Annotated in this window: 21 protein-coding genes and 1 riboswitch; of the genes, 6 read left to right on the top strand and 15 right to left on the bottom strand. The window is 70.4% G+C overall.

Going from position 1 to position 25,505, the window contains the following annotated elements; genetic code table 11:
- Positions 1–6: 6 nt before the first annotated feature.
- The 9 genes from BLT23_RS26800 to metG all read right to left on the bottom strand — a co-directional run bounded on the left by BLT23_RS26800 (position 7) and on the right by metG (position 11,149).
- On the bottom strand, positions 7–1,773 hold the full coding sequence (locus BLT23_RS26800) for an ABC-F family ATP-binding cassette domain-containing protein (protein ID WP_090053605.1): 1,767 nt from the start codon (positions 1,771–1,773) through the stop codon (positions 7–9).
- Positions 1,774–1,900: 127 nt separating this feature from the next.
- On the bottom strand, positions 1,901–2,863 hold the full coding sequence (locus BLT23_RS26805) for a 4-(cytidine 5'-diphospho)-2-C-methyl-D-erythritol kinase (RefSeq protein WP_090053607.1): 963 nt from the start codon (positions 2,861–2,863) through the stop codon (positions 1,901–1,903).
- Between the two features lie 55 nt (positions 2,864–2,918).
- Positions 2,919–3,719, bottom strand: a complete 801-nt coding sequence (locus tag BLT23_RS26810) for a MetQ/NlpA family ABC transporter substrate-binding protein (protein WP_090053610.1) — start codon at positions 3,717–3,719, stop codon at positions 2,919–2,921.
- Positions 3,720–3,747: 28 nt separating this feature from the next.
- Positions 3,748–4,404, bottom strand: coding sequence for a methionine ABC transporter permease (locus tag BLT23_RS26815; RefSeq protein ID WP_342713699.1), 657 nt, complete (start codon positions 4,402–4,404; stop codon positions 3,748–3,750).
- A 23-nt stretch (positions 4,405–4,427) separates the two neighbouring features.
- Positions 4,428–5,426 (bottom strand): methionine ABC transporter ATP-binding protein, encoded by a 999-nt coding sequence (locus BLT23_RS26820; RefSeq protein ID WP_090053615.1) that lies wholly within the window; start codon positions 5,424–5,426, stop codon positions 4,428–4,430.
- 224 nt (positions 5,427–5,650) lie between these two features.
- Positions 5,651–5,744: riboswitch (SAM riboswitch) on the bottom strand.
- Positions 5,745–5,832: 88 nt separating this feature from the next.
- Positions 5,833–6,654, bottom strand: a complete 822-nt coding sequence (gene rsmA / locus BLT23_RS26825; RefSeq protein ID WP_090053877.1) for a 16S rRNA (adenine(1518)-N(6)/adenine(1519)-N(6))-dimethyltransferase RsmA — start codon at positions 6,652–6,654, stop codon at positions 5,833–5,835.
- Between the two features lie 150 nt (positions 6,655–6,804).
- A complete protein-coding gene (locus tag BLT23_RS26830) occupies positions 6,805–8,217 on the bottom strand; it encodes a resuscitation-promoting factor (protein WP_090053617.1) in 1,413 nt (470 codons plus the stop codon).
- A gap of 300 nt (positions 8,218–8,517) precedes the next feature.
- Positions 8,518–9,339 (bottom strand): TatD family hydrolase, encoded by an 822-nt coding sequence (locus BLT23_RS26835; protein ID WP_090053620.1) that lies wholly within the window; start codon positions 9,337–9,339, stop codon positions 8,518–8,520.
- A gap of 16 nt (positions 9,340–9,355) precedes the next feature.
- On the bottom strand, positions 9,356–11,149 hold the full coding sequence (metG, locus tag BLT23_RS26840) for a methionine--tRNA ligase (protein WP_090053622.1): 1,794 nt from the start codon (positions 11,147–11,149) through the stop codon (positions 9,356–9,358).
- Positions 11,150–11,169: 20 nt separating this feature from the next.
- Between metG and BLT23_RS26845 the strand changes: the two genes are divergently transcribed.
- From BLT23_RS26845 to BLT23_RS26855, 3 genes are read left to right on the top strand one after another with little or no spacing between them, the layout of a single operon-like run.
- Positions 11,170–11,754 (top strand): PadR family transcriptional regulator, encoded by a 585-nt coding sequence (locus tag BLT23_RS26845; protein WP_342713700.1) that lies wholly within the window; start codon positions 11,170–11,172, stop codon positions 11,752–11,754.
- Between the two features lie 58 nt (positions 11,755–11,812).
- Positions 11,813–12,745 carry an ATP-binding cassette domain-containing protein gene (locus BLT23_RS26850; RefSeq protein WP_090053881.1) on the top strand — a complete coding sequence of 311 codons (933 nt, stop codon included), beginning with the start codon at positions 11,813–11,815 and terminating at the stop codon, positions 12,743–12,745.
- A complete protein-coding gene (locus BLT23_RS26855) occupies positions 12,735–13,448 on the top strand; it encodes an ABC transporter permease (RefSeq protein ID WP_090053625.1) in 714 nt (237 codons plus the stop codon). Before BLT23_RS26850 ends, BLT23_RS26855 begins: the two co-directional genes overlap by 11 nt.
- 59 nt (positions 13,449–13,507) lie before the next feature.
- Here BLT23_RS26855 and rsmI read toward each other — a convergent pair whose 3' ends face one another.
- Positions 13,508–14,353 (bottom strand): 16S rRNA (cytidine(1402)-2'-O)-methyltransferase, encoded by an 846-nt coding sequence (rsmI, locus tag BLT23_RS26860; protein WP_090053884.1) that lies wholly within the window; start codon positions 14,351–14,353, stop codon positions 13,508–13,510.
- Positions 14,354–14,377: 24 nt separating this feature from the next.
- On the opposite strand from rsmI, the gene BLT23_RS26865 reads away from it, so the two are divergent.
- The 3 genes from BLT23_RS26865 (at position 14,378) to BLT23_RS26875 (ending at position 20,518) form a co-directional block, all read left to right on the top strand.
- Positions 14,378–15,919: a dolichyl-phosphate-mannose--protein mannosyltransferase gene (locus tag BLT23_RS26865; RefSeq protein ID WP_245744191.1), complete on the top strand. Its 1,542-nt coding sequence runs from the start codon at positions 14,378–14,380 to the stop codon at positions 15,917–15,919.
- Between the two features lie 81 nt (positions 15,920–16,000).
- On the top strand, positions 16,001–18,130 hold the full coding sequence (locus BLT23_RS26870; protein ID WP_090053632.1) for an acyltransferase family protein: 2,130 nt from the start codon (positions 16,001–16,003) through the stop codon (positions 18,128–18,130).
- A 276-nt stretch (positions 18,131–18,406) separates the two neighbouring features.
- A complete protein-coding gene (locus BLT23_RS26875) occupies positions 18,407–20,518 on the top strand; it encodes an acyltransferase family protein (RefSeq protein WP_090053635.1) in 2,112 nt (703 codons plus the stop codon).
- Between the two features lie 28 nt (positions 20,519–20,546).
- Here BLT23_RS26875 and BLT23_RS26880 read toward each other — a convergent pair whose 3' ends face one another.
- From BLT23_RS26880 to BLT23_RS26900, 5 genes are all read right to left on the bottom strand, one after another.
- Positions 20,547–22,565 carry a serine/threonine-protein kinase gene (locus BLT23_RS26880; protein ID WP_245744193.1) on the bottom strand — a complete coding sequence of 673 codons (2,019 nt, stop codon included), beginning with the start codon at positions 22,563–22,565 and terminating at the stop codon, positions 20,547–20,549.
- 144 nt (positions 22,566–22,709) lie between these two features.
- Positions 22,710–23,282 (bottom strand): putative T7SS-secreted protein, encoded by a 573-nt coding sequence (locus BLT23_RS26885; RefSeq protein ID WP_090053640.1) that lies wholly within the window; start codon positions 23,280–23,282, stop codon positions 22,710–22,712.
- A complete protein-coding gene (locus BLT23_RS26890) occupies positions 23,279–23,542 on the bottom strand; it encodes a hypothetical protein (protein WP_090053642.1) in 264 nt (87 codons plus the stop codon). The genes BLT23_RS26885 and BLT23_RS26890 overlap by 4 nt, the downstream gene beginning before the upstream one ends.
- Positions 23,543–23,587: 45 nt before the next feature.
- Positions 23,588–24,415 (bottom strand): hypothetical protein, encoded by an 828-nt coding sequence (locus tag BLT23_RS26895; protein WP_090053645.1) that lies wholly within the window; start codon positions 24,413–24,415, stop codon positions 23,588–23,590.
- 694 nt (positions 24,416–25,109) lie between these two features.
- The gene (locus BLT23_RS26900; RefSeq protein ID WP_090053648.1) at positions 25,110–25,490 is read right to left on the bottom strand and encodes a cupin domain-containing protein; all 381 of its coding nucleotides are present in this window, start codon (positions 25,488–25,490) and stop codon (positions 25,110–25,112) included.
- Between the last annotated feature and the right edge of the window lie 15 nt (positions 25,491–25,505).

The raw sequence follows: 25,505 nt of genomic DNA on the forward strand, positions 1-25,505 counted from the left end.
GGAGCGTCAGCCCTCCACGACCTCCGCCGCGGCCATCCAGGCGGCCTCCACGTCCGACTGCTCCGCCAGTACGGTGCGCAGCTCGGCGTCGAGCTTCAGCAGCCGGTCGGGCTCGGTCGCGGCCTCGGCCAGCGCGGCGTGCAGCTCGGCCTCCTTCTTGTGCAGCACCTCCAGCCGCCGTTCCAGCCTGGCCAGCTCCTTGCGGGCGGCACGCTGGTCGGCGGCGTTGGACGGCGCCTTGGCCGCGGCGGCAGCGGCGCTTTCCCTGTCCCGCACCGAGTCGCGGCGTTTGAGGTACTCCTCGATGCCGCCGGGCAGGTCGGTGAGCTTGCCGTCGCCGAAGAGACCCACGACCTTGTCGCAGACGCGCTCGACGAGGTAGCGGTCGTGCGAGATCACGACGAGCGTGCCCGCCCACGAGTCGAGCAGGTCTTCCAGCTGCTGCAACGTGTCGATGTCCAGGTCGTTCGTCGGCTCGTCGAGCAGCAGCACGTTCGGCTCCGCCATGAGCAGCCGGCACAGCTGCAACCGCCGCCGCTCACCACCGGACAGGTCCGACACGGGCGTCCACTGCTTCTGCGACGAGAACCCGAACCGCTCGCCCAGCTGCGAGGCCGACATCTCGTACTTGCCGAGCACGACGCGGCGCGCGACCTGCTCGATCGCCTCCAGCACGCGCATCGACCCGTCGAGGTCGAGCAGCTCCTGCGAGAGGTGCGCGATCTTCACGGTCTGGCCCTGGATGCGCTTGCCCGTCTCGGGTGCGCGCTCTCCCGCCAGCAGCCGCAGCAGCGTCGTCTTGCCCGACCCGTTGACGCCGACCAGACCGATCCGCTCGCCGGGACCGATGCGCCACGTCAGGTCGCGCACCAGGACGCGGTCCGGAATGGACAGTGTGACGTCCTCGAGCTCGATCACCGTGCGCCCCAGGCGCTTCTTGGCGAACGCGAGCAGCTCGACGTTGTCGCGCAACGGAGGCACGTCGGCGATCAGCGCCTCCGCCGCCTCGATCCGGTAGCGCGGCTTCGAGGTCCGCGCGGGCGCGCCGCGGCGCAGCCACGCGAGCTCCTTGCGGGCCAGGTTCTGCCGCTTCTCCTCGGCCGCGTCGGCGAGCCGCTGCCGTTCGGCGCGGGCGAAGATCCAGTCGGCGTAGCCGCCCTCGTACTGCTCGACCTTGCCCTTCACCACTTCCCACGTGCGGTTGCAGACCGTGTCGAGGAACCACCGGTCGTGGGTGACGACGACGAGCGCGCACTTGCGGGCCAGCAGGTGCTCGGCGAGCCACCGGACGCCCTCGACGTCGAGGTGGTTCGTGGGCTCGTCCAGCACGAGCAGCTCGAGGTCCTGGATGAGCGCGGCGGCCAGCGCGACGCGGCGGCGTTCGCCACCGGACATCGTGGAGACCACCGAGTCGAGGCCCAGCGCCGTGATGCCGAGTCCGTCCAGAATGGACCGCACGCGGGCGTCGGCCGCCCACTCGTGCTCCGCGTCGAACCCGAGCGGGTCGATCACGGCGTTGCGCACGGTCGAGCCGTGCGGCAGCTCGGTGCGCTGCGTCACGACGGCCATCCGCAGGTCGCGCGAGCGCGACACCCGGCCGTCGTCGGCGGGCTCGACCCCGGCCAGCACCTCGAGCAGCGTCGTCTTGCCGCCGCCGTTCAAGCCGACGACACCGATCCGGTCGCCCTCGTTGACGCCGAGGGACACGGCGTCGAGCAGCGGACCGACGCCGAACGACTTCGAGACGGACTCCAGGTTGACCAGGTTGGCCATCAAAACCTCACGACTAGGGAAGATGTACCGCCGAAGGCTACCCAGCCCCGCAACGCCACTGCTGCCGCTCAACCGCACGCGGGGCCCTTTCGTACTGTCACACAGTACGAAAGGGCCCCGCGTGCGGTCAGGCGTGCACCTCGGGCGGGGTGGGTTTGGGCTCGTCGGTTGCGATCACGCGGGCACCGGGGACGGGGCCGTGCGCGACGCGGACCGTGCGGCACACACCGGCTCCGGCGAGCTCCGCGGCGACGCGCACCGCCGTGTCGCCGTCCTCGCACAGGAACGCCGTGGTGGGGCCGGAACCGGAGACGATCCCGGCCAGCGCGCCCGCGTCGACACCGGCGCGCAGGGTGCGGCGGAGGTTGGGCCGCAGCGAGACGGCGGCAGCCTGGAGGTCGTTGCCCAGCAGGAGCGCGAGCTGGCGCGGGTCGCCGGAGGACAGGCCCTCCAGCACGGCCTCGACCGGGCCGACGCGCGGCGGGTCGCCCTCGGCGCGCAGGCGGTCGAGCTCGTCGAAGACGTCCGGAGTGGACAGTCCGCGGCGGTCGAAGGCGAGGACCCAGTGGAACTGGTGGCGGCCGAGGACCGGGACGATCCGCTCACCGCGGCCCGTTCCCAGCGCGGTGGCGCCGTAGAGGGCGAACGGGACGTCGGCCCCGAGCTTGCCGGCCAGCTCGGCCAGCTCGTCGCGGCTGATGTCGAGCCGCCACAACGACGACAGGCCCACGAGGGCGGCCGCCGCGTCCGCGCTGCCGCCCGCCATGCCGCCGGCGACCGGGATCGCCTTGCGGATGACGACGCGGACCTTCGGGTCGTCGGCGTCGCGCCCCACGTGGGCCGCGAGCAGCTGGACGGCGCGCCAGGCGAGGTTCGAGGCTCCGGTGGGCACCTGGTCGGCGCCCTCGCCGTGCACCTCGACGCCCGGCTCGTCGGCCACCGCGACGGTGACCTCGTCGACCAGCGAGAGGGCCTGGAAGATCGTCACCAGGTCGTGGTATCCGTCCGGGCGCACGTCACCGACGGCCAGGTGCAGGTTGACCTTGGCCGGGACGCGAACCGTGACCGGGGGTGGAACGACTGCGAGCACGATGTCAGCCTACGGGCGTTCTCGGGTCCCGGACTCCTCCCCCGGCCACGTCACGTCAGACCGGGATGACCGAGCCGTCGAAGGTCTGCTTGATGTAGTCCTTGACCTGCTGCGATCCGAGCAGCTCCGCGAGGTCGCGGATGCGCTTGTCGTCCTTGAGCTCGGTGCGGGTGACGAGACCGTTCGCGTTCGGGTTGCCCTCGGCCTTCTCCAGCGCGAGCGAGTCGGAGGCGGGCTTCAGGCCGGCGTCGATGGCGTAGTTGCCGTTGATGACCGACGCGTCGGTGTCGTCGAGCGACCGGGGCAGCTGGGCGGCCTCCAGCGGCACGAACTGCAGTTTCTTCGGGTTCTCCGCGAGGTCGCGCACGGACGGCTGGTCGACGTCCTTGAGCTTGATGAGGCCGTTCGCCTCCAGCAGCCGCAGGCCGCGGGCCTCGTTGGTGGCGTCGTTGGCGACGGCGATCTTGGCGCCGTCGGCCAGCTCGTCGAGCTTCTTCACCTTCTTGGAGTACAGGCCGAGCGGCTCGACGTGGACGGGCTGGACCCACTCGACCGGCGCGCCGCTGTCCTTGGTGAACGTCTCCAGGTACGGGACGGTCTGGAAGTAGTTGGCGTCGAGCGAGCCGTCGACCAGCGCCGTGTTGGGCTGCACGTAGTCGGTGAACTCGACGACCTCGATCTTCAGACCCTTCTCGGCGGCCAGGTTGTCGGCCACGTACTTGAGGATCTGGGCGTGCGGGACGGGCGACACGCCGACCTTCAGCGTGTCGGACGAGCTGGCGCCACCCGACGAGCAAGCGGACAGAGCAGTCAAACCGGTCAAAGCGACTGCGATGAGGGCAGCACGAATGCGCATGATGTTCCTTCGAAGAATTACTTCTGGTTCAGACGGAGGCGTGCCGGCGCCGGTCGGCGGCGCGGGCGGCACGGGTGAAACCGAGCTGGATCACGGTGGTGAGCACGGCGAGCCACGCCACGGTGCTCCACAGGACCCGGTCGTTGAAGCGCTGGTAGCCCTCGCGGATGGCGAGGTCGCCGAGACCACCGCCGCCGATCACGCCGGCCATCGCCGAGTACCCGATGAGGGCGATCACGGTGACGCCGATGGCGTTGATCAGCGCGGGCAGCGACTCGCGGATCAGCACGCTGCGCACGATCTTGAGCGTCGAGGCGCCCGTGGTGATCGCGGCCTCGACCACGGTCACGTGCACCTCGGACAGGATGTTCTGCACGAGCCGCCCGACGAACGGGATGGCGCCCACGGCCAGCGGCACGATGACCGCCGTGCTGCCGATGGAGCCGCCGACGATCAGGCGGGTGACCGACGTGAGCGCGACGAGCAGCACGATGAACGGCATCGAGCGGCCCAGGTCGGTGACGAAGCCGAGGACCCTGTGCACCGCGGTGTTCGGCCGCAGCCCGCCCTTGGCGGTGAGCTGCAGCCAGACCCCGACGGGAACTCCGAGAACGGTGGCGATGACGGTGGAGACGCCGACCATGTACAGCGTCTCCCCGGTGGCCTCGACGAGATACGAGATCACGTCGGACCAGGGTGTTGCAGACCTCACGCAGCTACTCCCTGCGGCCCCTTCAGGGACCTCTGCACCGCACCGCCCGCTTCGCCGATCCACTCGAGGGCGGAGTCGGAGCGCTCGCCGTTCAGGCCGAGGCGGAAGCGCGCGACCGGGGTCTCACCCAGGCGCGTCAGGCCACCGCCGACGATGTTCAGCTCGACGCCGAACCGGTGCGCGGCCTCGGGCAGCAGCGCGCCGACGGCGGCGAAGCCGACGAGCACCACGTCGGCGACGCGGTCGTAGGCGGACTCGTTGATCGGGTTCAGGTCGACGGCGGGCAGCAGCGCGGAGCTCGTGCGGCTCCCGGCGTTGCCGACCAGGTCGAGGACCTTGCCGTGCTCGACGACGCGGCCCTGCTCCAGCACGGCGACGTCGTCGCAGATCTTGCGGACCACGCCCATGTCGTGCGTGACGACGAGGACGGTCACGCCCAGCTCGGCGCGCGCACGGTCGAGCACGGTCAGCACGGACCCGGTGGTCTCCGGGTCGAGCGCGGACGTGGGCTCGTCGGCGAGCAGCACGGACGGGTTGGCGGCGAGCGCCCGCGCCACGGCGATGCGCTGGCGCTGCCCGCCGGACAGCTGGTCGGGGTAGGCGGTGGCCTTGTCGGTCAGGCCGACGAGGTCGAGCAGCTCGCCCACACGGGTGCGGCGCTGCGGTCCCGGCACGCCGGCGCTCTCCAGCGGCAGCGCGACGTTGCCGGCCGCGGTGCGCTGACGCAGCAGCGAGTCCCCTTGCGGCACAACGCCGATCTGGCGGCGGGCGGCCCGCAGCGCGGACCCGTCGAGGCTCGTGATGTCGGTGCCGTCGACGCGGATCGCACCGGAGTCGGGGCGCTCCAGCAGCGCGACGCAGCGGGCGAGCGTCGACTTGCCGGCGCCGCTCGGGCCGACGACGCCGAGGACGGTGCCCGACTCGACGTCCAGCGTCACGCCGTTCAGTGCGTTGACACCCTGGAAGGACTTGGTGAGGTTCTCGACAGTGATCACTTCTGCTCCACGGCTGCGCGCGACCGCACACGGCCCGTCCCAGGTCAGGAGGGGGTGCGTTGTCGGGGTTTGCTGCTCTGGTGTGCGCCACTCGTTGGCTGAGCGCGCGTCAAAGGACTCTGGGAAGGCGCCTTAGACGAGGTGGCGACGACATGCAGAAGCGGTGCGACGGCACTGGTCGACGACTCGACGGCGCGTCAGCATTCGCGAGGTGCACATGTGATCCTCCATCGGTCCTGGCGTTAGCACCTGCCCGCATCCAGCGGGTGGTTGCTGCGACGTCGTAGAGCCAGGTCTCTCAGTCGCTCCGGATGGCAAGTAGCAGTCAACCGGACGGACGTTCGGTTGCGCAAGCCAGATCCGGATTCGTTCGACAGATCACACTGTTGGCCGAAGGATCCCCGGCCTAGACCTCTGCGATCCGGATGAAGTCGATCACGCTGAGCTGCTCGCCCCTCGACTGCGGGTCGACGCCCGCCTTCCGAAGCAGTTCGTCGACGTTCTCGACGGCACCCTTGAGGGCCGCTCGCAACGTCTTGCGCCGCTGCGCGAAGGCCGCGTCCACGATCTTGAACAGCCTCTTCTTGTCCACTGTGGACAACGGCTTTTCGTGGCGCTGGAAGGCAACCAGGCCCGAGTCGACGTTGGGCGCGGGCCAGAAGACGTTCTTGCCGATCGAGCCCGCCTTGCGGGCCTGCGCGTACCAGGCGAGCTTCACGCTGGGGACGCCGTAGATCTTGCTGCCGGGCCCCGCGGCCATCCGGTCCGCGACCTCCGCCTGCACCATGACAAGACCCGTTCGGAGCGTCGGCAGCTCGTCCAGGAGGTGGAGCACCACCGGCACCGCGACGTTGTACGGGAGGTTGGCGACGATCGCTGTGGGTTGCACGGGCAGGTCCGCCCGGGTGACCTTCATGGCGTCCATCCGGACGACGTGGAGCTTGTCCGCGTTCTCCGGGTCGTACTCGGCGACGGTGCGCGGCAGCCGCTCGGCGAGCGGCGGGTCGATCTCGACGGCCACCACCTGCTTCGCCTCGGGCAGCAGGGCGAGGGTCAGCGAGCCGAGGCCGGGACCGACCTCCAGCACCACGTCGTCGTCACCCAGCTGCGCCGCCGAGACGATCTTGCGGACCGTGTTGGGGTCGTGCACGAAGTTCTGGCCCAGCTTCTTGGTCGGGCGGACGCCCAGCTCTTCGGCTAGACGGCGGACTTCGGCGGGTCCCAGCAGGCTCACCGGGGCATTCTCGCAGGCTCGCGGACGCGGGGAGACGGGACGGTGCCCGCACGCGCGCCTGGAGGCCCCTCCGGCACGACGAAGGCCGCCCGTGGCGAACCACGAGCGGCCTTCGCGAGTACTGCGGGGGTTTGCAGCGCGGGTTTACGGCAGGCCCAGCTTGGCCCGGCAGCCCGGCCACGCCGCGTACGTGCCGCCACGGCCGTCGCGCAGCTTGGTCGCGATGGCGATCTGCTGCTCACGGGTGGCCTGGTGCGGGTAGGCCGCGTACGCGCCGCCGCCGTAGGCGTCCCAGGTGCCCTTGTTGAACTGGAGGCCGCCGTAGTAGCCGTTGCCGGTGTTGATGGCCCAGTTGCCGCCGGCCTCGCACTGCGCCAGCCGGTCCCAGACCGCGCCGTCGGGCAGCGGCTTGGTGCCGACGACGATCTTCTTGGGCGTCGGCTCCTTGGTGACCTGGGAACCGATCTTCTCCCGGTTGATCTCCTTGCCGTCCTTGACGGTCACGCGGTACTGGGAGACCTGCTCACCGGGGGTGCCGGGGTCGAGGACCTTCTGCTCGCCCGCGTTCATGTTCGGGTCGTTGGTCTTCTCGACCGGCGGGGCGACCGGCTCGGTCACGTTGATGACCGTGACGCCCGTGCGGGTGATGTAGACCTCGGCGCCCGTGGCCAGGCGGACGTCGGTACCGGACGCGATGGCGTCGTCGGGGCCGAGCGTCAGGTTCTCGTTCTTCAGCAGCTCCTCGACCGTGACCGCGTTGGTCTGGATCTCGCGGACCGCGTTGCCGCCGTCGAAGAGCTTGATGCTCTTGCGGGTCTTCACCTCGAGGTTCATGCCCTCGAGCGGGATGTCCTGGCTCGCCGGGGCGGAGAACCACGTGCCCTCGGTCGGCACGCCCAGCTGGCGGGCGGCCTCCTCGACGGTGATCGAGCGGACCCAGTCCTCGCGGGCCTGGCCGTCGACGCTCGTCTTGAGCAGGCGGCCCCGGTCGAGGCTGATCTTGCCGCCGTCGGAGATCGGGGCGTTCAGCGACGGGGACAGGGCGTCGTGCTCACCGACGACGATGCCCTCCTCCGCGAGGACGTCGCCGACCGTGCCCTTGTACGAGTGGACGTTCTGCACGGCGCCGTCGATCTCGACGGTCAGCGACTTGTCCATCGCCATGGCGGTCACGCCGCCACCGGAGATCGAGACGAGCACCGCGGCGACGGCGCCCTTGAGGAAGCGGCGCTTCCAGGACGTGACGGCCGAGACGAGCAGCTGCGGGTCGCTCTTCTCCTCTTCCTCCGACGGGAGGACGAGGGGCGGCATGATCGTCGTCTCGGCGTTGATGAGCCGGATCAGCTCGTCGACGTCGACGTTCGCCGTGGCGAGCAGGTCGTCCGCGTCCGGGCCGAGGACCTCGAGCACGTCCGCGGGCGTGATGGTCAGCGCACCGGCGGGAAAGCTCGGGTGGGGGTCGACGAGGCCGACGGCCGTCTCGGTCCTGACCGGCGTGAACCAGTCCGTGTCCTCGTCGAAGTCGTACGGAGCGGCAGTTCTGTCGCTTCCAGACACTGGATCGGTACCTCCATTGCGGAAGCTCGAGGCCACCGCACAGTTGGCGTTGACAAGATCATTCGAGTTGGAACTCGAAACTCCCGGCAACTCCTCCTACGTGGTCTCGCTTCTTCGCACTCCTGGCTACGGTCCCGCCCCGACTGCGGGCGTGCTCCCAACCGACAGGGTCGGCACGGGTGGCACGGTCACGGGACAGTAACGGGGTCGCGGACGTTGCGCAAACACCCCTGACGATGTTGTGACCTCAGTCACTCACGAGGGGAGGAAGGCGCTACTCCGTTCGCTCCCTGTCGCATCTCAGTAGCCGAGCCCGAACACCCGTTGGGCAGTACGGGTGACGGCGGAGCAGAGTTCAGAAAGATCTTCGCCACGCAGCGTGGCCAGATCCCGGACTGTGTAATTCACACAATAAGGTTCGTTCGGCCGCCCCCGGAACGGGTGCGGCGTCAGGAACGGCGCGTCCGTCTCCACCAGGAGCTGGTCCTGCGGCACCAGCACGGCCGCCTCCCGCAGCGCGCGGGAGTTCTTGAACGTCACCGGCCCCGCGAACGACAGCACGTACCCCGCGTCGACGCACCGCCGGGCGAAGTCCGCGTCGCCGGAGAAGCAGTGGAAGACCACAGTGGACGGTGCGCCCTCGGCGTCGAGGATCTTGAGAACGTCCTCGTGCGCGTCCCGGTCGTGGATCATCAACGGCTTCCCGACGCGCTTGGAAAGGTCGATGTGCCAACGGAAAGCCTCGTGCTGCGCGGCCGGCGGCGAGTAGTCCCAGTAGTAGTCGAGACCGGTCTCGCCGATCGCGACCACCCGGTCGTAGGCGGCCAGGCGCTCCAGCTCGGCCTTCTCCGCGTCGCCGAACGCGGCCGTGCGCGTCGGGTGCACGGCCACCGCCGCGTACACGCGCGAGTCCCAGGTGGACGCCTCCGCGGCCCAGCGCGCGGCCTCCAGGTCGTCCGCCACGGTGATCACGTGCGAGACACCGGCCGCGTTGGCCCGGTCCAGCAGCACGGCCACGTCCGCGGCGTCGGCCGCGCCACAGGCGTCGAGGTGGGTGTGGGCGTCGACCACCGGCACCGGAAGGGCTTCCGGCACCGGCGGTCGTTCCCGCTTGTCGGTCAACTGTCCTCGTCCGCGACTAGTCGGTGACGATCGGAGCCCACTCGGGCCCGGTCTCGCCCAGCTTCGGGTCGAGCTTCGCGAAGAGCGGCGAGGGCTTCTGCAGCGGCCTGCCGACCTCGATCGGCGACGACTCCCAGCGCGCCTGCTCGCCCGCGTAGTCGCCGGTCAGCACCGGGTACGAGCGGTCGGGCACGTCGAGGTCGGTGACCTCGTCCATCGACGGCTGCGCCGCCCACACGCCCGTGCCACCCAGCGCCTCGTGCACCTTCTGCGCCGAGTGCGGCAGGAACGGCGTCATCAGCGTGTTCGCGTCCTGCACGACCTGCAACGCGGTGTGCAGCACCGAGTCGCGGCGCTCCGGGTCGTCCTTGAGCTTCCACGGCTCCTGGTCGGACAGGTACTTGTTCGCCGCCGAGATCACCCGCATGGCCTCGCCGGACGCCTGCTTGAACCGCGAGCGGCGCAGGTGCGCGCCGACCGTGTCGAACGCGGCCCTGGACTGCCGCAGCAGCTCGTGGTCCGCGTCCGTCAGCGCCGTGGCCTTCGGGATGGCGCCGACGTTCTTGTGCGCCATCGAGATCGAGCGGTTGACCAGGTTGCCCCACTCGTTGGCCAGCTCGAAGTTCGTCCTGCGGACGAACTCCTCCCAGGTGAAGTCGGTGTCCTGGTTCTCGGGGCCCGCGACGGAGATGAAGTACCGCAGCGCGTCCGGCCCGAACTCCTTCAGGAAGTCGCCGACGTAGATCACGGTGCCGCGCGAGGTGGAGAACTTCGAGCCGCTCATCGTCAGGTACTCCGACGACACGACCTCGGTCGGCAGGTTCAGCGTGCCGAACCGGCCGGGCTCGCCTCCCTTGTCGCCAGCGCCGTTCTGCCCGAGCAGCAGCGACGGCCAGATCAGCGAGTGGAAGACGATGTTGTCCTTGCCCATGAAGTAGTAGCCCTGGGCGTCACCGGTCCAGAACTCCTTCCAGGCGTCGTCGTCGCCGGTGCGGCGGGCCCACTCGACGGACGCGCTCAGGTACCCGATCACGGCGTCGAACCACACGTAGAACCGCTTCATCGGCTGGTCGCTCCACCCGTCGAGCGGGATGGGGACGCCCCAGTCGAGGTCGCGGGTGATCGCGCGCGGCCGCAGGTCGGAGATCAGGTTCTGCGAGAACTTGAGCACGTTCGGGCGCCACTCGGTGCGCGTGGACATCCACGAGCCGAGCGACTCGATGAACGACGGCAGGTCGAGGAACAGGTGCTCGGTCTCGACGAACTTCGGCACCTCGCCGTTGATCCGCGAGCGCGGGTTCTTCAGGTCGGCGGGGTCGAGCTGGTTGCCGCAGTTGTCGCACTGGTCGCCGCGCGCGCCGTCGTAGCCGCAGATCGGGCAGGTGCCCTCGATGTAGCGGTCGGGCAGCGTGCGGCCGGTGGACGGGCTGATGGCGCCCATCTCGGTCTTGGGGACGACGTAGCCGTTCTTCCACAGCGCGGAGAACAGGTCCTGCACGACCTGGTAGTGGTTGCCGGTGGTCGTGCGGGTGAAGAGGTCGTAGGACAGGCCGAGGCCCTGGAGGTCGGAGGCGATGACGCGGTTGTACTTGTCGGCGAGCTCGCGGGCGGTGAGCCCTTCCTTCTCGGCCTGCACCTGGATGGGCGTGCCGTGCTCGTCCGTGCCGCTGACCATGAGCACCCGGTGTCCGGACATTCGCATGTAGCGGGAGAAGACGTCGGACGGGACACCGAAACCGGAGACGTGACCGATGTGCCTGGGGCCGTTGGCGTAAGGCCAGGCCACCGCGGTCAGTACGGAGGCACTCATGCACATAGCCTACGGAGGCGGTGCCAGCCGCTTTCCACGGCATGGGAGGTCCGTTGTCCGCGACCAGGATGCTGGTGCTCGGCGTGGTGAAGCTCGTCGGCGAGGCGCACGGCTACGTGGTGCGCCGCGAGCTGAAGTCGTGGTCGGCGGACGCCTGGGCGAACGTGCAGCCGGGGTCGATCTACCACGCGCTGAAGTCGCTGGCCAGGGACGGCCTGCTGGAGCCGGTGGGCACCGAGTCCGCGGAGGGACCGGCCAGGACCACCTACAAGATCACCGAGTCGGGTGAACGCGAGCTGCGCGACCGGCTCGCCCACGCGCTCGCCGACGCCACCGCCGGCAACGACGAGGTCTCCGCGGCCGTGGCGATGCTCAACCTCGTCCCCCGCTCGCAGGCGGTCGTGCTGCTGAAGAACCGCCTGGCGGGCCTCGAAGGACAGCTGGCGCCGACGCGGCACGGCATCACGTCCATGCCGGAGATGGGCAAGCCCGCCCACGTCGGCGAGCTCTTTCGACTGTGGCTCGTCCACCTCGAAGGCCAGGTGCGCTGGACTCGGGAGCTGATCGGCCGACTCGAGGCGGGCGAGTACGACCTCCGCGACTAGTCAAACTTGATTAGTTCGGGCTAGCCTCTGGTCAAACTTGACTAGAGGGGGTTTGACGATGATCAAGGCACGCGGTCTCGCGCGCCGGTTCGCGACGAAGACCGGTCCGGTGGACGCCGTGCGGGGAGTGGACATCGACGTCGCCGAGGGCGAGCTCGTCGGGTTCCTCGGCCCCAACGGCGCGGGCAAGTCGACGACGCTGCGGATGCTCACCACGCTGCTGGCACCGACGGCGGGCGAAGCGCTCGTCGCGGGCCACGACCTGCTGACCGACCCGGCGGGCGTGCGCCGCAACATCGGGTACGTCGGCCAGAAGACCGGCGCGAGCCTCGACCAGCGCGTCGCGGACGAGCTGGAGTTCCAGGCCCGCTTCCACGGCCTGGGCAAGCACGACGCCCGCCGCAGGGTCGCCGGCCTGCTCGACCGGTTCGAGCTGCGCGGCATGGAGAAGCGGACCGTCGCCACGCTGTCGGGCGGCCAGCAGCGCCGCCTCGACATCGCCATGGGCCTGCTGCACGAGCCGCGGCTGCTGTTCCTCGACGAACCGTCCACCGCGCTCGACCCGCAGAGCCGCCGCAACCTGTGGGAGCACGTCCGACAGCTCGGGGACGACGGCGTGACGGTCTTCCTGACCACCCACTACCTCGACGAGGCCGACTTCCTCAGCGACCGGCTGCTGGTGATCGACAACGGCACCATCGTCGGCGAGGGCTCACCCGACGAGCTGAAGAACCGCGTCAACGGCGACCTGGTCGTGCTCGGCACCCCGCAGGCGGCACTGGTGGCGACCAGGTTCGCGGACGCCGCCGTCGACGGCGAGAAGGTCAGCTTCCGCATCCCGAACGGCGACCGCGCACTGCCCGGCCTGCTGCGCGATCTTGGCGACATCGGCGTGGAGCTGCACTCCGTGCAGGTGCACCGGCCCACGCTCGACGACGTGTTCCTGACCATGACCGGCCGTTCCCTGCGGGAGGAAGCGAATGTTGCGTGACACCTGGCTCGTGTTCTGCCGCGTGATGCTGCCGGTCCTGCGCAACCCGGTCGTCGTGGTGTTCGGGCTCGCCCAGCCGCTGCTCTACCTCGGCCTGTTCGGCCCGCTGCTCGGCGCCGGCGGCTGGCAGTGGTTCGTGCCGGGCCTGCTGGCGCAGATGGCCCTGTTCGGCACCGCCTACGCGGGCTTCTCCCTGCTGCCCGAGGTGCGCACCGGCGTGATGGAACGCCTGCGGGTCACCCCCGTCAGCCGGGTCGCCCTGCTGCTCGGCCGCGTCGGCAAGGACGTCGTGCTGCTGGTCGTGCAGAGCCTGCTGATCGTGCTCGCCGCGACGCTCTTCGGGTTCCGGGCGTCGGTGGGCGAGGTCCTGCTCGGGCTCGGACTGGTGGCTCTGCTGGGCGTCGCGATCGGCGCCCTGTCCTACGCGGTCGCGTTGAAGGTGAAGCTGGAGTACGTCTTCGCGTCGGTGCTCTCGGCGACGATCGTGCCGGTGATGCTGCTGTCCGGGGTTCTGCTGCCCATGTCGAACGGGCCCCAGTGGCTCTACTGGCTGTCCAGGGTCAACCCGCTCGCCCACGTCGTCGATGCCGAACGGTCGCTCTTCAACACCGGCCCGGTGCTGTTCGGCCTGCTCTCCGTCGCCCTGCTGGTCCTGGCCGGCGTCTTCTACGGCGTCCGCACCTTCCACCGCGAGTCGTCCTGACGGGGAACGCTGGGGCCCTACGTTTCCTCCCGGGGAACGCGGGGCCCCCGCGTTCCCCGTCAGCTTGACTTGACCGCGGCGTCGTAGAGGGTCTTCTTGCTGATCCCCGCTGCTTCGGCGACCTCGGCGGCGGCGGACTTCATGCGTTCGCCGTCGGCCACGCGTTGGCGGACCTCGGCCACCAGGGTCGCGAGGTCCGGTTTGTCCTCGGCGGGGGCCGGGCCCAGGACGACGGTGATCTCGCCGCGGGCGCCCTCGACGGCCCACTCGGCCAGTTCGGAGAGGGTGCCTCGGACGACTTCCTCGTAGGTCTTGGTCAGTTCGCGGCAGACGGCGGCTCGGCGGTCCGGGCCGAGGACTTCGACCGCGTCGGCGAGGGTTGCCGCCAGGCGGTGGGGTGCCTCGAAGAAGACGACCGTGCGTTGTTCGGTGGCGAGGGGGGTGAACCAGCGCTTTCGTTCGCCGGACTTGCGCGGGGGGAAGCCGTCGAAGGCGAAGCGGTCGCTCGGCAGGCCCGAGAGGGCCAGCGCTGTCGTCACGGCGGAGGGACCTGGGAGGCAGGTGACCTTCAGGTCCTGTTCCACGCACGCGGCCACCAGGCGGTAGCCGGGATCGGAGACCGAGGGCATCCCGGCGTCTGTCACCAGCAGGACTGTCTCGCCCGCGCGCAGGGACTCCAGGAGGGCCGGGAGGCGGGCGGTCTCGACCTGGTCGTAGAAGCTGACGACCCGGCCCGTGGGTTTGACCTGCAGTGCGGTGGCCAGGGAGTGGAGGCGGCGGGTGTCCTCCGCGGCGATCACGTCGGCGGTCCGCAACGCCTCCACCAGGCGGGCGGAGGCGTCTCGGATGTCGCCGAGTGGAGTAGCTGCCAGAACCAGACGGCCTGAACCGGATACAGGACTCACGGGGTTCACCCTACGATCGGCGACGTGACAGTCCTCGTGCAGCCAGGTGAGGCGCCCGTCGTCGTCGAGGAACCGCGTACGGACCGTGCGGCGACACTCGACCCGCCGCCGAGCGGCGACCGCCTGCGCGGGTGGCTCGTCACGCTCGCCGTGACGCTGGTCGGTGCCGTCGTCCGGTTCTGGAACCTCGGCTACCCCACCGACAAGGGCACACCGATCTTCGACGAGAAGCACTACGTGCCTCAGTCGGCTCAGGTGCTGCGCAACGGCGGCTACGAGGACAACCCGGGCTACCAGCTGATCGTCCACCCGCCGCTCGCCAAGCAGCTGATGGCGATCGGGCAGGACCTGTTCGGCTACGACGGGGTCGGCTGGCGGTTCGCCTCGGCGGTCGCGGGCACGATCACGATCCTGCTGGTCGTGCGGATCGCCCGCCGGCTCACCCGGTCCGACCTGCTCGGTGCGCTGGCCGGTGTGCTGCTCATCGCGGACGGCGTCTCGCACGTGCAGTCGCGGATGGGGATGCTCGACATCTTCCTGGCGTTGTTCGCCGTGGCCGCGTTCGGCTGTCTGGTCGTCGACCGCGAACAGGTGCGCGCACGGCTGGCGGTGGCCGTGCGCGAGGGGTTCGTCACCAACTCGGCGTTCGGTCCGTGGCTGGGCTTCCGGTGGTGGCGCTTCGGCGCGGGCGTGATGCTCGGCATGGCGTGCGGCATCAAGTGGTCGGGCATCTGGTACGTCGCCGCGTTCGGCCTGCTCACGGTCATCTGGAGCGCCCTGGCGCGGCGGGCGGCCGGGGTCGAGGCGCCGTGGCTCGGCGCGCTCGCGAAGGACGTGCTGCCGTCGCTCGGCGGCCTGGTCGCGGTCCCGCTGCTGGTCTACCTCGCGACCTGGTTCCCGTGGATGGCCAGCGAGACCGGCATCGACCGGCACGTGGTCAGCGGCGGCAAGGTCCAGGACATCGCGTGGATCCCGGACATCCTGCAGTCGCTCTGGTACAACGCGAAGAACGTCTACAAGTTCCACGTCGAGCTGGTGACGCCGGAGACCAACCGGCACCCGTGGGAGTCGAAGCCGTGGACGTGGCCGATGGGCCTGCGTCCGATGCTCTACTACTACGACAACGCCGTCACGGGCTGCGGCGCGGCGTCGTGCCTGGGCGCGATCATGCTGATCGGCACGCCCGCGATGTGGTGGCTCGCGTTCCCGGTGATCGGCTGGGCGATCTACCGCACCATCGGGCAGATGGACTGGCGCTACGCCGGTGTCCTCATCGGCTACGCCGCCGGCCTGCTGCCGTGGTTCCTGAACCTCGACCGGCAGATGTACTTCTTCTACGTCACGCCGATGGCGCCGTTCCTGGTGCTGCTGATCGTGCTGGCGCTGGGCGAGATCCTCGGCCGCAAGACGGCGGGTCCCGAACGCCGGGGCACCGGGCTACTGGTCGTGGCGCTCTACACGGGCATCGTCGTCGCGAACTTCGTGTGGCTGTGGCCGATCCTCAACGGCAACCCGATCACACCCGAGCTGTGGCAGCAGCAGCTCTGGCTGCCCAGCTGGCGGTGACCCTCACCTCACCTCTTCCGGCCAACTCGGGTTCTCGCTGAGTTACGATCCCACCGGGGCTGACAGGGGGATCGGCGAAGCATGAGCACCACCGTACAAACACGTGTCGCGCAGGCCAGGAAGCTGCTCGGCACGGGCAACCGAACGCCGAAGGCACCGGGCTTCCGCGCCGACGTCCAGGCCCTGCGCGCGATCGCGGTGCTGGCAGTGGTGGTGAACCACTTCTGGCCCGGCGTGCTCACCGGTGGCTACGTCGGCGTCGACGTCTTCTTCGTCATCTCCGGCTTCCTGATCACCTCGCACCTGGGCCGCGAGATCGCGCGCACCGGGCGCGTCCGGTTCGGCACGTTCTACGCGCGCCGCATCCGCCGGTTGATGCCCGCGGCGCTGTTGGTGCTCGCCGTGAGCGTCGTGCTGGCGGGCGTGCTGCTGCCGTACCCGCGGTGGTCGGCGACGGCGTGGGAGACGTTCGCGTCCGCCTTCTACTGGGAGAACTGGCTCCTCGCGGCGAAGTCGGTGAACTACTCGGCGCAGAACGCCTCGGCGAGCGTCGTCCAGCACTTCTGGTCGCTGTCGGTGGAGGAGCAGTTCTACCTGTTCTGGCCGCTGCTGCTGGTCGGCCTCGTCTCGCTCGGTCGCAACCTGCGCTGGCTCGTGCCCGGCGTCGCCGCCGTCGGCGTGCTGTCGCTGGTGGTCAGCGTCGTGCACACGGCCCTGTCCCCCAACCCGGCCTACTTCAACACCTTCGCGCGGGTGTGGGAGTTCGCGCTCGGGGCGTTCGTCGCGCTGCTGGCGTCGAAGCTGGTGCTGCCGCGCGTCCTCGCGGAGGTCGCGGCGGGCGTCGGTTTCGTGCTGATCCTCGTCCCCGCGTTCGTCTACGACCACACCACGCCGTTCCCCGGCTCGCTCGCGCTGGTCCCGACGATCGGCACCGCGCTGGTGATCGTCTCCGGGCTGCGGCCGGGACCGCAGTGGCACACCCCGGTGACGGCGTCGGCGCCCGTGCAGTTCATCGGCAACATCAGCTACTCGCTGTACCTGTGGCACTGGCCGGTCGTGGTCCTCGCGCCGTTCGTCCTCGGCGGCTCGCTCGACGGAGGCAAGCTGACCACGGCCTGGCTGCTGTGGCTGCTGGCGCTGTCGGTCGTGCTGGCGTGGCTCACGAAGATGCTGGTGGAGGACCGCGCCCGCACGTTCGCACCGCTGGTGCGCAACACGAAGACGACCTTCGCGGCGATGTTCGCCGGCCTGCTCGTGGTCGAGGTCCTCGCGGGCGGGCTCCAGGCGGGCTACCACCAGCGGGTCGCCGCCGCCGGGCGGGAGGTCCCCCAGGAGATCAAGATCACCGGGTGCCACGGCGCCGCCGCGATGATCGCGGAGAACAACTGCGCCGACCCGTTCGGCCCTGCCCGTGTCACGGAGATGGGCCCGGCCAACGAGTACTGGCACCCCGCCCCGGAGTGTGAGGTCACCGACCGCTTCAAGGTCGGTGACAAGCGGACGATGTCGGTGTGCGACTTCAGCGGCGACGGCAAGCCCACCCAGACCGTGTGGCTGCTCGGCGACTCGCACGCCGAGCAGTGGCAGCCAGCGGTGTTCGAGGTGGCCCGCAAGGAGAAGTGGCTGCTCAAGGTCGGCATCCTGGGCGGCTGCCCGTTCGCCGACGTCCAGTTCAGCGGCTACCGCGCCCCTGGGGGGATGGCCGACATCATGAGCTGCTACGAGTGGAAGGCGCAGGTGGTCCCCGCGGTCACCGACGACCGGCCGTCGATGGTGCTGATGTCGTTCTTCTCGCGCCAGGAGTTCGTGGAGGACGGCAGCGGCCGCAGCCAGACCGAGCAGTACCGCACCGGCCTCGAACCGTGGTGGCAGGCGTGGACGGACACCGGCACGCGCGTCTTCGTCATCGCCGACCCGCCGTACAACCGGGACGTCCGCTCGACCGACTGCGCGACGCTGAACGCCTCGAACCCCAAGGCGTGCGCGATGCCGCGCGACAAGGCGCACCCGCCGGACCCGCTGACCGAGGTCGCGAAGTCGACGAGCAACCCGCGCGTCTCGCTGATCGACCTGACGAACTACTTCTGCGACAGAGAGCTCTGTTACAGCGTGATCGGGAACGTGACGGTGTACTTCGACGGCGACCACATCAACAAGGAGTACAGCCGCACGCTGACACCGATGATCGAGCAGGCGCTCAGCTCGCGCTGATCGGACCCGCCCCCGGCGGGTAGACCGGATCGGAGGTGAGTGGTGAGGCGATCGGCGGAAACCGCCTCACCACCCTCCGCGGGGCACCCCCTGCGGTGCCCGAGCTCCCGGATGAACCACGGCTTAGGTCGTTGAACGGTGAATCACCGTTACGGGTAACTCCCACGTTCACCCGGATCGCCTAGAAGCAGGCCCGAAATATCGTCCTCACCAGGTGCGGTCGGTTAGCATCCCCGCTCGCACCTCAAGCGAGTGACACTCGAAGGACGTACCCCTGTGAGCACCACCGTCGAGTCACGCCCGGAGCACGGCAGCCGGCCCGACGGACACGGGCAGCGGAAGGCTCGCGGCTTCCGCACGGACGTGCAGGCCCTGCGCGCGATCGCCGTGCTGGCCGTCGTGGTGAACCACTTCTGGCCGGGCTCGCTCACCGGCGGCTACGTCGGCGTCGACGTCTTCTTCGTCATCTCCGGCTTCCTGATCACCTCGCACCTCGACCGCGAGATCCTCCGCACCGGCCGGGTCCGGCTCGGCCGCTTCTACGCGCGCCGCGTCCGCCGCCTGCTGCCCGCCGCGCTGCTGGTGCTCGCGCTCAGCGTCGTGATGGCGTACTTCCTGCTCCCGTACCCGCGCTGGACCGCCAACGCGTGGGAGTCCTTCTCCGCCGCCTCCTACTGGGAGAACTGGCTCCTCGCGGGCAAGTCGGTGAACTACTCGGCGCAGAACGAGGCCGCGAGCCTGGTGCAGCACTACTGGTCGCTGTCGGTGGAGGAGCAGTTCTACCTGTTCTGGCCGCTGCTGCTGATGGGCATGTTCAAGCTCGGCAGGCGCCGCCGGGTGATGGCCGGCGTCGCGGTCCTCGGCGCGTTGTCGCTGGGCCTGAGCGTCCACTACACGATCGTCTCGCCGAGCGCGGCGTACTTCATCACGCCGGTCCGCGTGTGGGAGTTCGCGATCGGCGCGGGCATCGCACTGGCCGCCACCCGGCTCGTGCTCCCCCGCCTCGCCGCGGAGCTGGCCGCGTTCACCGGTCTCGCCCTGATCGTCGCGACCGCGTTCGTCTACGACCACCACACGCCGTTTCCCGGCTACCTCGCCCTGCTGCCCGCGGCCGGCACCGGCCTGGTGATCATGTCCGGCTTGCGCCCCGGCCGTCAGTGGCACACACCCGTGACCGCCTCCCGGCCGGTGCAGTTCGTCGGCGACATCAGCTACTCGCTCTACCTGTGGCACTGGCCGGTGCTGCTGCTGGCCCCGTTCGCGCTGGGCGGTCTGCTCGAGGGCGGCAAGCTCACCACGCCCTGGCTCTTCGGCCTGCTCGCGGTGTCGCTGGTGCTCGCCTGGCTGTCGAAGGTGCTCGTCGAGGACCGCGGCATGGCGTGGGGCCCGCTCACCAGGAGCACCCGCCTGACGTTCGCGGGCATGGTGGCGGGCATCGCCGTCGTCGCCGTCCTCGCGACGGGCCTGCAGTGGACCTACGGCAGGCACGTGGCGCAGGCCGAACGCGACGTGGCCGCCGGTCTCACCAGCCCGTGCCACGGCGCCGGGGCCATGATCGGCACCAACGGCTGCCCCACCCCGTTCGGCCCGGCGAGGGTGACGGCGATGGGTCCCGCGAACGAGTACTGGCGGCTCGCCCCCGAGTGCAGGCAGATCCAGGACTACAACGCCGGCGACAAGCACACGACGTCGATCTGCGACTTCTCCGGCGGCGCACCCGCCAGGAAGGTCTGGCTGGTCGGCGACTCCCATGCCCAGCAGTGGCAGTCCTCGCTGTTCGAGCTGGCCCGCGCCTCGAAGTGGCAGCTCAAGCTCGCGTTCCTCGGCGGCTGCCCGTTCGCCGACGTGCGCACCAGCGAGTTCCGCGGCAAGCCGATCGCGAGCCACGAGGCCGACCGCTGCGCGAACTGGACCCGCCGGATGACCGACGTGATCGCCGATGACCGCCCGTCACTGGTGCTGACGTCGTTCTTCGCCCGCAAGGAAGTGGTCGAGGACCGTGCCCGCCGCGGCCAGACCGAGCAGTACCGGGCGGGCCTGGAACCCCGCTGGCGCAAGTGGACGGACGCGGGCGCCCGAGTCGTCGTCCTCGCCGACCCGCCCCTCAACAGCGACGTCCGCTCCCCCGACTGCGTGACGCTGAACCCCTCCGACCCGCTCGCCTGCGCCATCCCGCGCGAGACCGCCCACCCGGCCGACCCGCTGGTGGAGGTCGCACGCACCACGACGGTGCCGGGGGTGTCGCTGGTGGACCTGAGCGAGTACTTCTGCGACCCGCGGCAGTGCTACTCGGTCATCGGGAACGTCGTCGTCTACTACGACGCCGACCACGTGAACGGCGAGTACAGCCGCAGCCTGGCGCCGGTGGTCGAGAAAGCCCTGGGCTGACCCGGCCTCCGGCGCGGCGGCGGTCCGCCTACATCGGCATGTGCCTCGTCGGAGGCGGTCCCGGCTTGCCGATCATCTTCGTCACCGGGCCCTCCTTGCTCATGCCCTGCTGGTCGAGGAACTGCGACAGCTGCCCCCGCACCTGCGCGAGCGACGGGCGGCGGGACGGTTCCGGGTCCATCGCCGCGAGCAGCAGGCGGGCGTGCGCGCTGTTCTGCGGCAGCTTCGTCACCGGTTCGCCCTGGGCGGCGGCCATCAGCGAGGAGATCGGGTTCTCGCGGGAGCCGCGCGGCGGGTGGCCGGTGAGGGCGTAGGAGACCGTCGCGGCCAGCTGCCACGAGTCGGACGCGGGGGACGCCGCCTCGCCGCGTGCGGTCTCCGGTGCGAGGAAGTCGGGGGTGCCGACCATCATGCCGGTGGCGGTGAGGGTGCTGTCGCCCTTGGAGCGCGCGATGCCGAAGTCGATCAGGTGCGCGGTGCCCTGGTTGTCGACGATCACGTTGGACGGCTTCACGTCGCGGTGCAGGACGCCCCGGTCGTGCGCGGCGGCCAGTGCGTCGGCCATGTTGAGCCACAGGCGGGCGGCGAGCTTGTCGTCGATCAGGCCGTTCTTGATGACCGTCTCCGACAGCGATGCGCCCTCGATGTACTCCATGACCAGCGCGAGGCCGTCCGGGTCCTGGACGATGTCGAACACCCGCACGCAGTTCGGGTGGCGGACGGCGGCCAGTGCGCGGGCCTCGCGCAGCATGCGGGCCTCGGTCTCGTTGTCCGGGGCGTGCGCGAGCTTCACCGCGACCGTGCGGTCGAGCTGCTCGTCGACGGCCAGCCAGACGGTGCCGAAGCCGCCGGAGCCGAGCTGGCGGACGCGGCGGAACCGGCCGTTGCCGGGGTTCCAGACCTTGCCCGACTTCTGCACGGGGGACGGCGCGTCGGCGTTCGCGGCGCCGGGGCCGAACGGCAGCGGGCCCGGCGTGTCGGCGAGGACGGCCGGCTGGGACGGCTGCGGGGGCGGCGCGTGGTGCGGCGGGACCTCGGCCACGCGGGTCGGCGGGTACTGCGGTGGCGGCTGGTTCACCGGGCGCATCGGCCGGTTCAGCGGCGCCGGCTGGTACTTCGGCACCTGCGCCGGCTGGTACGGCGGCGGGTTCTGCGGCGGCTGGTGCGGCTGGCGCTGGGACGGCTGGTGCTGAGAAGGCTGGTGCTGGGACGGCTGCTGGTACTGCGCCGCGTCGATCGGCTTGGTCTGCGCCTTCTTCTGCGGGGCGGGGGGCAGCGACGACTGCTGCGGCGTGCGCGCCACCGGCTGCGGTGGCGGCGAGTTCTGCGAGTTCCGGTCGGCGGACCGGTCGCGGCCGGGGCGGTTCAGCATGGCGGTAGTCAACCCGAAAATCCGCACGACGATTGAGCCGATTACCGCAATCGGCAGAAAGCCCAGGAGCACGTGGCCCACCAGCGTCACCGGTTGTGCCGACGTGGCCGCGAGGAGCACCAGGAACGGCGGCCAGAAGACGCGCCGCGGCCAGCTCGGGCCGAGCCGGAACGCCGAGCCCGCCTGCAGCATCACGAACAGCAGGCACAGCAACGCCAGCACGATGGTGATGCCGGCCGCGACCAGGAACACGAGGGACCCGCCGAGGTCCCTGGCCACGCCGATGATCGACGGGGTGCCGTCGACGAGGTAGCTGCCCTGGGAGAACTGGTTGAAGCAGGTGGCGCTGTCGAGCGAGGAGGAGCCGGGGATCGAGCGCGAGGCGAGGCCCTCGACGGTGCCGCGCATGATCAGCCACGGCAGCACCAGGCAGCCGGCGACACCGAGCACGGCGAAGATCGCGCCCGTGACGGGGCCGTAGGAGTTGCCGACGACCCGGCGCACCGCGATGGACAGCAGCGCCCCGATCGTGGGGAACAACCCGAGCACCGCGCCGAGCGCGGTGGTGGTCCACACCCAGTCACCGGGGCAGATTGTGGCGCCCACGAAGCCGTGCAGCCACGTGAGCAAGGACTCGGCGAGCCCCACGACCGACACCACCCCTTCCGCGATCACCCCCAGCCTAGGCGTCTTGACAGCCTACGGTGCGTGATCGGTCTGCGGTTGACGCCACAGCAACCCGCTGCCCGTCACCGCGTCGTACCCACCCGTTCGCCGTAGTGCGAGACGCCGTCTCCTCTACAACGCGGTGGAACCCCGTCACGTTGACCACCTCCGCCAACGCGGGTAGCGCGCGGTGATCGCGAGCGTCGTCAGCACCGTCTCGACGTGCGGCTTCGCCATGAAGTCCTCCACCTGCGGCACCACCGGCGGTGCCGCGGCGACCGGCACCTGCGCCGCGGAGGGCGCCGGGACGCCGTCCGTGACCCGCACCGGAACGGGGTCGTGGTCGCGCAGCTCCGACCGCACGTGTCTCAGTTCGTCGGTCGCGACGCCGACGGCGCGGACGGCGAGCTGCTCCTCCTCGGCGAGCTGCCGCCACAGCCGCTCAGCCTGGTCGGGGTCCGCGTGCTGGACGAGACGGCTCACCTCGACGTGGGTGTAGAGGTAGGTCTCGACGGCGTCGTGGGCGGCCTCGAACGCGTCGGACACCTCGAGCCAGCGCTTCCGCGCCCGGTACCGGTACTCGTCGAACTTGGTGCTCGCCGCGCCGGTCCACCCGTTCGCCGTGGCCCTGGCATGGGCGAACCCCACGGATGCGCACTCGTCACGCATCCGCTTCAACCACTCCTGCACGCTCAGGAGGTAGTGGAAGTCGCTGGTGAGGCTCACGCGAGAAAGGTGTCCACCTCTTCGTAATGTCGGGCTGTGTCGACGAGGCGGTCCGCCGTGCCTTCGACGTCGCGCACCAATTCTGCTGTCGCCTGCTCGGAGACGTCTCGGAACCTCGCGAGTGCGGCGAACAGGTCACCGCGGGTGGGGTCCGTCCGTCCGTCCGGGTGCCGGGCCAGGGAGGTGACCTCCTCGGCCGCTCGGACCAACGGGCCGACGAGCGCCCGCAGCTCCGCCGGATCGACGCTGAACCCGTTCAAGACACCTCCACCGGGGAAAGTTTGGTCAGGAACGGTACTGGAGCGTCAGCCGATGAGCCCTCGGATGTCGGCGGCGGACACGAAGACCACCTCGTCGCGTGACGCCCCCGCGTCGACCACCACCCCGACGCCGAGCGGCGCCACGAGCGGCAGCAGCTCCGCGCCCTCGACCTCGAGCCAGCGGTCGTCCCACGGGAAGCCCTTGAGCCGCCGGTAGGCCACCAGCCGGTCGAGCCCGGTGAACGCGAGCACCGCCCGCTCGTGGCCGGAGACGTCCGCCGCGACCAGGCCGGGCCGTCCGGGATCGGGCAGGTAGACGGTGGTGTTGAGCAGCTCGGCGACGACCTCGGGGTCACCGGCCCTGGCGAGCTCGCGCAGCCGCGGCACGGGCGTCTCGTACATCGGCCGCCCGGACAGCTGGTGCTCCAGGTCCACAGCGGACGACGGGTCGCCGGGGTCGACGACGAAGTGCGGCACGCAGGTGAGCGACGGCGGGATGTCGTCGACCGTGGCACCGGGCAGCACTACGACGATCACCTTGCGCTGGAACAACTGCGGCCGTTGCAGGAGCAGCCCGCGCAGGTGCTTCAGCTCGTACTCGACGCCCCGGCTGTCCGGGTTGCGGCCGCTGAACGCGAGGGCCCAGCCCGGCGACACCGCGACGGCGATCCGGTCCGCGTCCTCCATGTGCCGCAGGCAGAACGTCGGCCAGTCGACGGGTTCGTGCTGGTGGTAGAGGTCGATCTCGGGCTTGGCGCCGATCTCGTGCAGCAGCCCGGCGAACCTGTGCAGCGTCTCCCGCCAGGCCCGTGTTCGCGCGGCGTCCCAGCCGGGACTCGTGTGTGCCCAGACCACGAACACCTCGGGACGCATCGGCGCATCATGCCGCACGAGGTGCGCTCAGCCGCCGCAGACCTCGTGCGCGACGGCCGGGGTAGGACTGGGTGCTTGGGTGCCGCACCTCCGAACCGGGCGGTTCCGGCAGGGCGAGTGCGGTCACGGCGGGCATCACCGCTGCCGTCGTCCAAGCCGCCCCCGCAGCGGCGCGTCACCACCGTGCCGTCAACCGGTCGGCGCGGTGAACTCGGCGGCCCACCGGTGCCGGGCCGCCGGTCGGTCTCCTCCCCCTCCGCCCCGAGGCTGACGACCGCGTCCGGTGTCCCCACCGCGGTCCGCGCAGCCCCGCCTCAGCGGGCGTGGAGGTCGGCTCCGGCCGGACGCGGCCCCATCGCGGCACCGGGTCCGTCTCGGCCTTGTCGGCGGCCACGGTGCGGGAGGCGCCGTGGACACGGGCGACGAGCGTCGCCCGGACGACGAGCTCACCGGCCGGGCAGCCGGTGAGGACGTGCGTCGGCAGCTGTCTCCGTGCCGGAGACGACAGGAGGGGCGGCCGCGCACCTCCCGGCGGGCACGTCGGCCGAAGCGACTGCCTCACCGGAGGTGACGGCCCCGGGTAATAACGCGGCGACCACAGACCTCATGCGGGACAACATATTCGGCCCCGCCGCGCTCCCGCCCCAACTTCACCCCACGGTGGGGTGAGGCCGAAAAACGTTGCAGGCCAACGTCAGTGGCCGTCGTGGTCGTGGTCGTGCTCGGGCGCGAACGGCTGGTAGACGTAGAACATCGTGACCGGCTCGTCCCCCGCGACCGTCTCGTGGTCCACCCCCGGCGGCACGAACGCGTAGGCACCGGCGCCCGCCTCGACCCCGCCGATGGTCACGGTGCCGTCGACGACCCACGTGTGCTGCGTGGCCGACGGGTGGTTGTGCCCGACGTCGCGAGCGCCCGGCGCCATCCGGATGAGACCGACGATCGTGTCGCCGTTGGGAGACTTCCACAGGAGCTTGTTCTGCAGCCGCTCGTCACCGTGGAGCGGGAACGACTTCATCTGCGCCAGCACGTCCGGCGGGATGACGGTGACTCTGTCGGGTAACGGTCCGTTCATGTGGGCTGCCTTCCA

Origin of the sequence: Lentzea fradiae, assembly GCF_900100955.1 — a bacterium.
In the GTDB taxonomy this organism is placed as follows: Bacteria; Actinomycetota; Actinomycetes; order Mycobacteriales; family Pseudonocardiaceae; genus Lentzea; species Lentzea fradiae.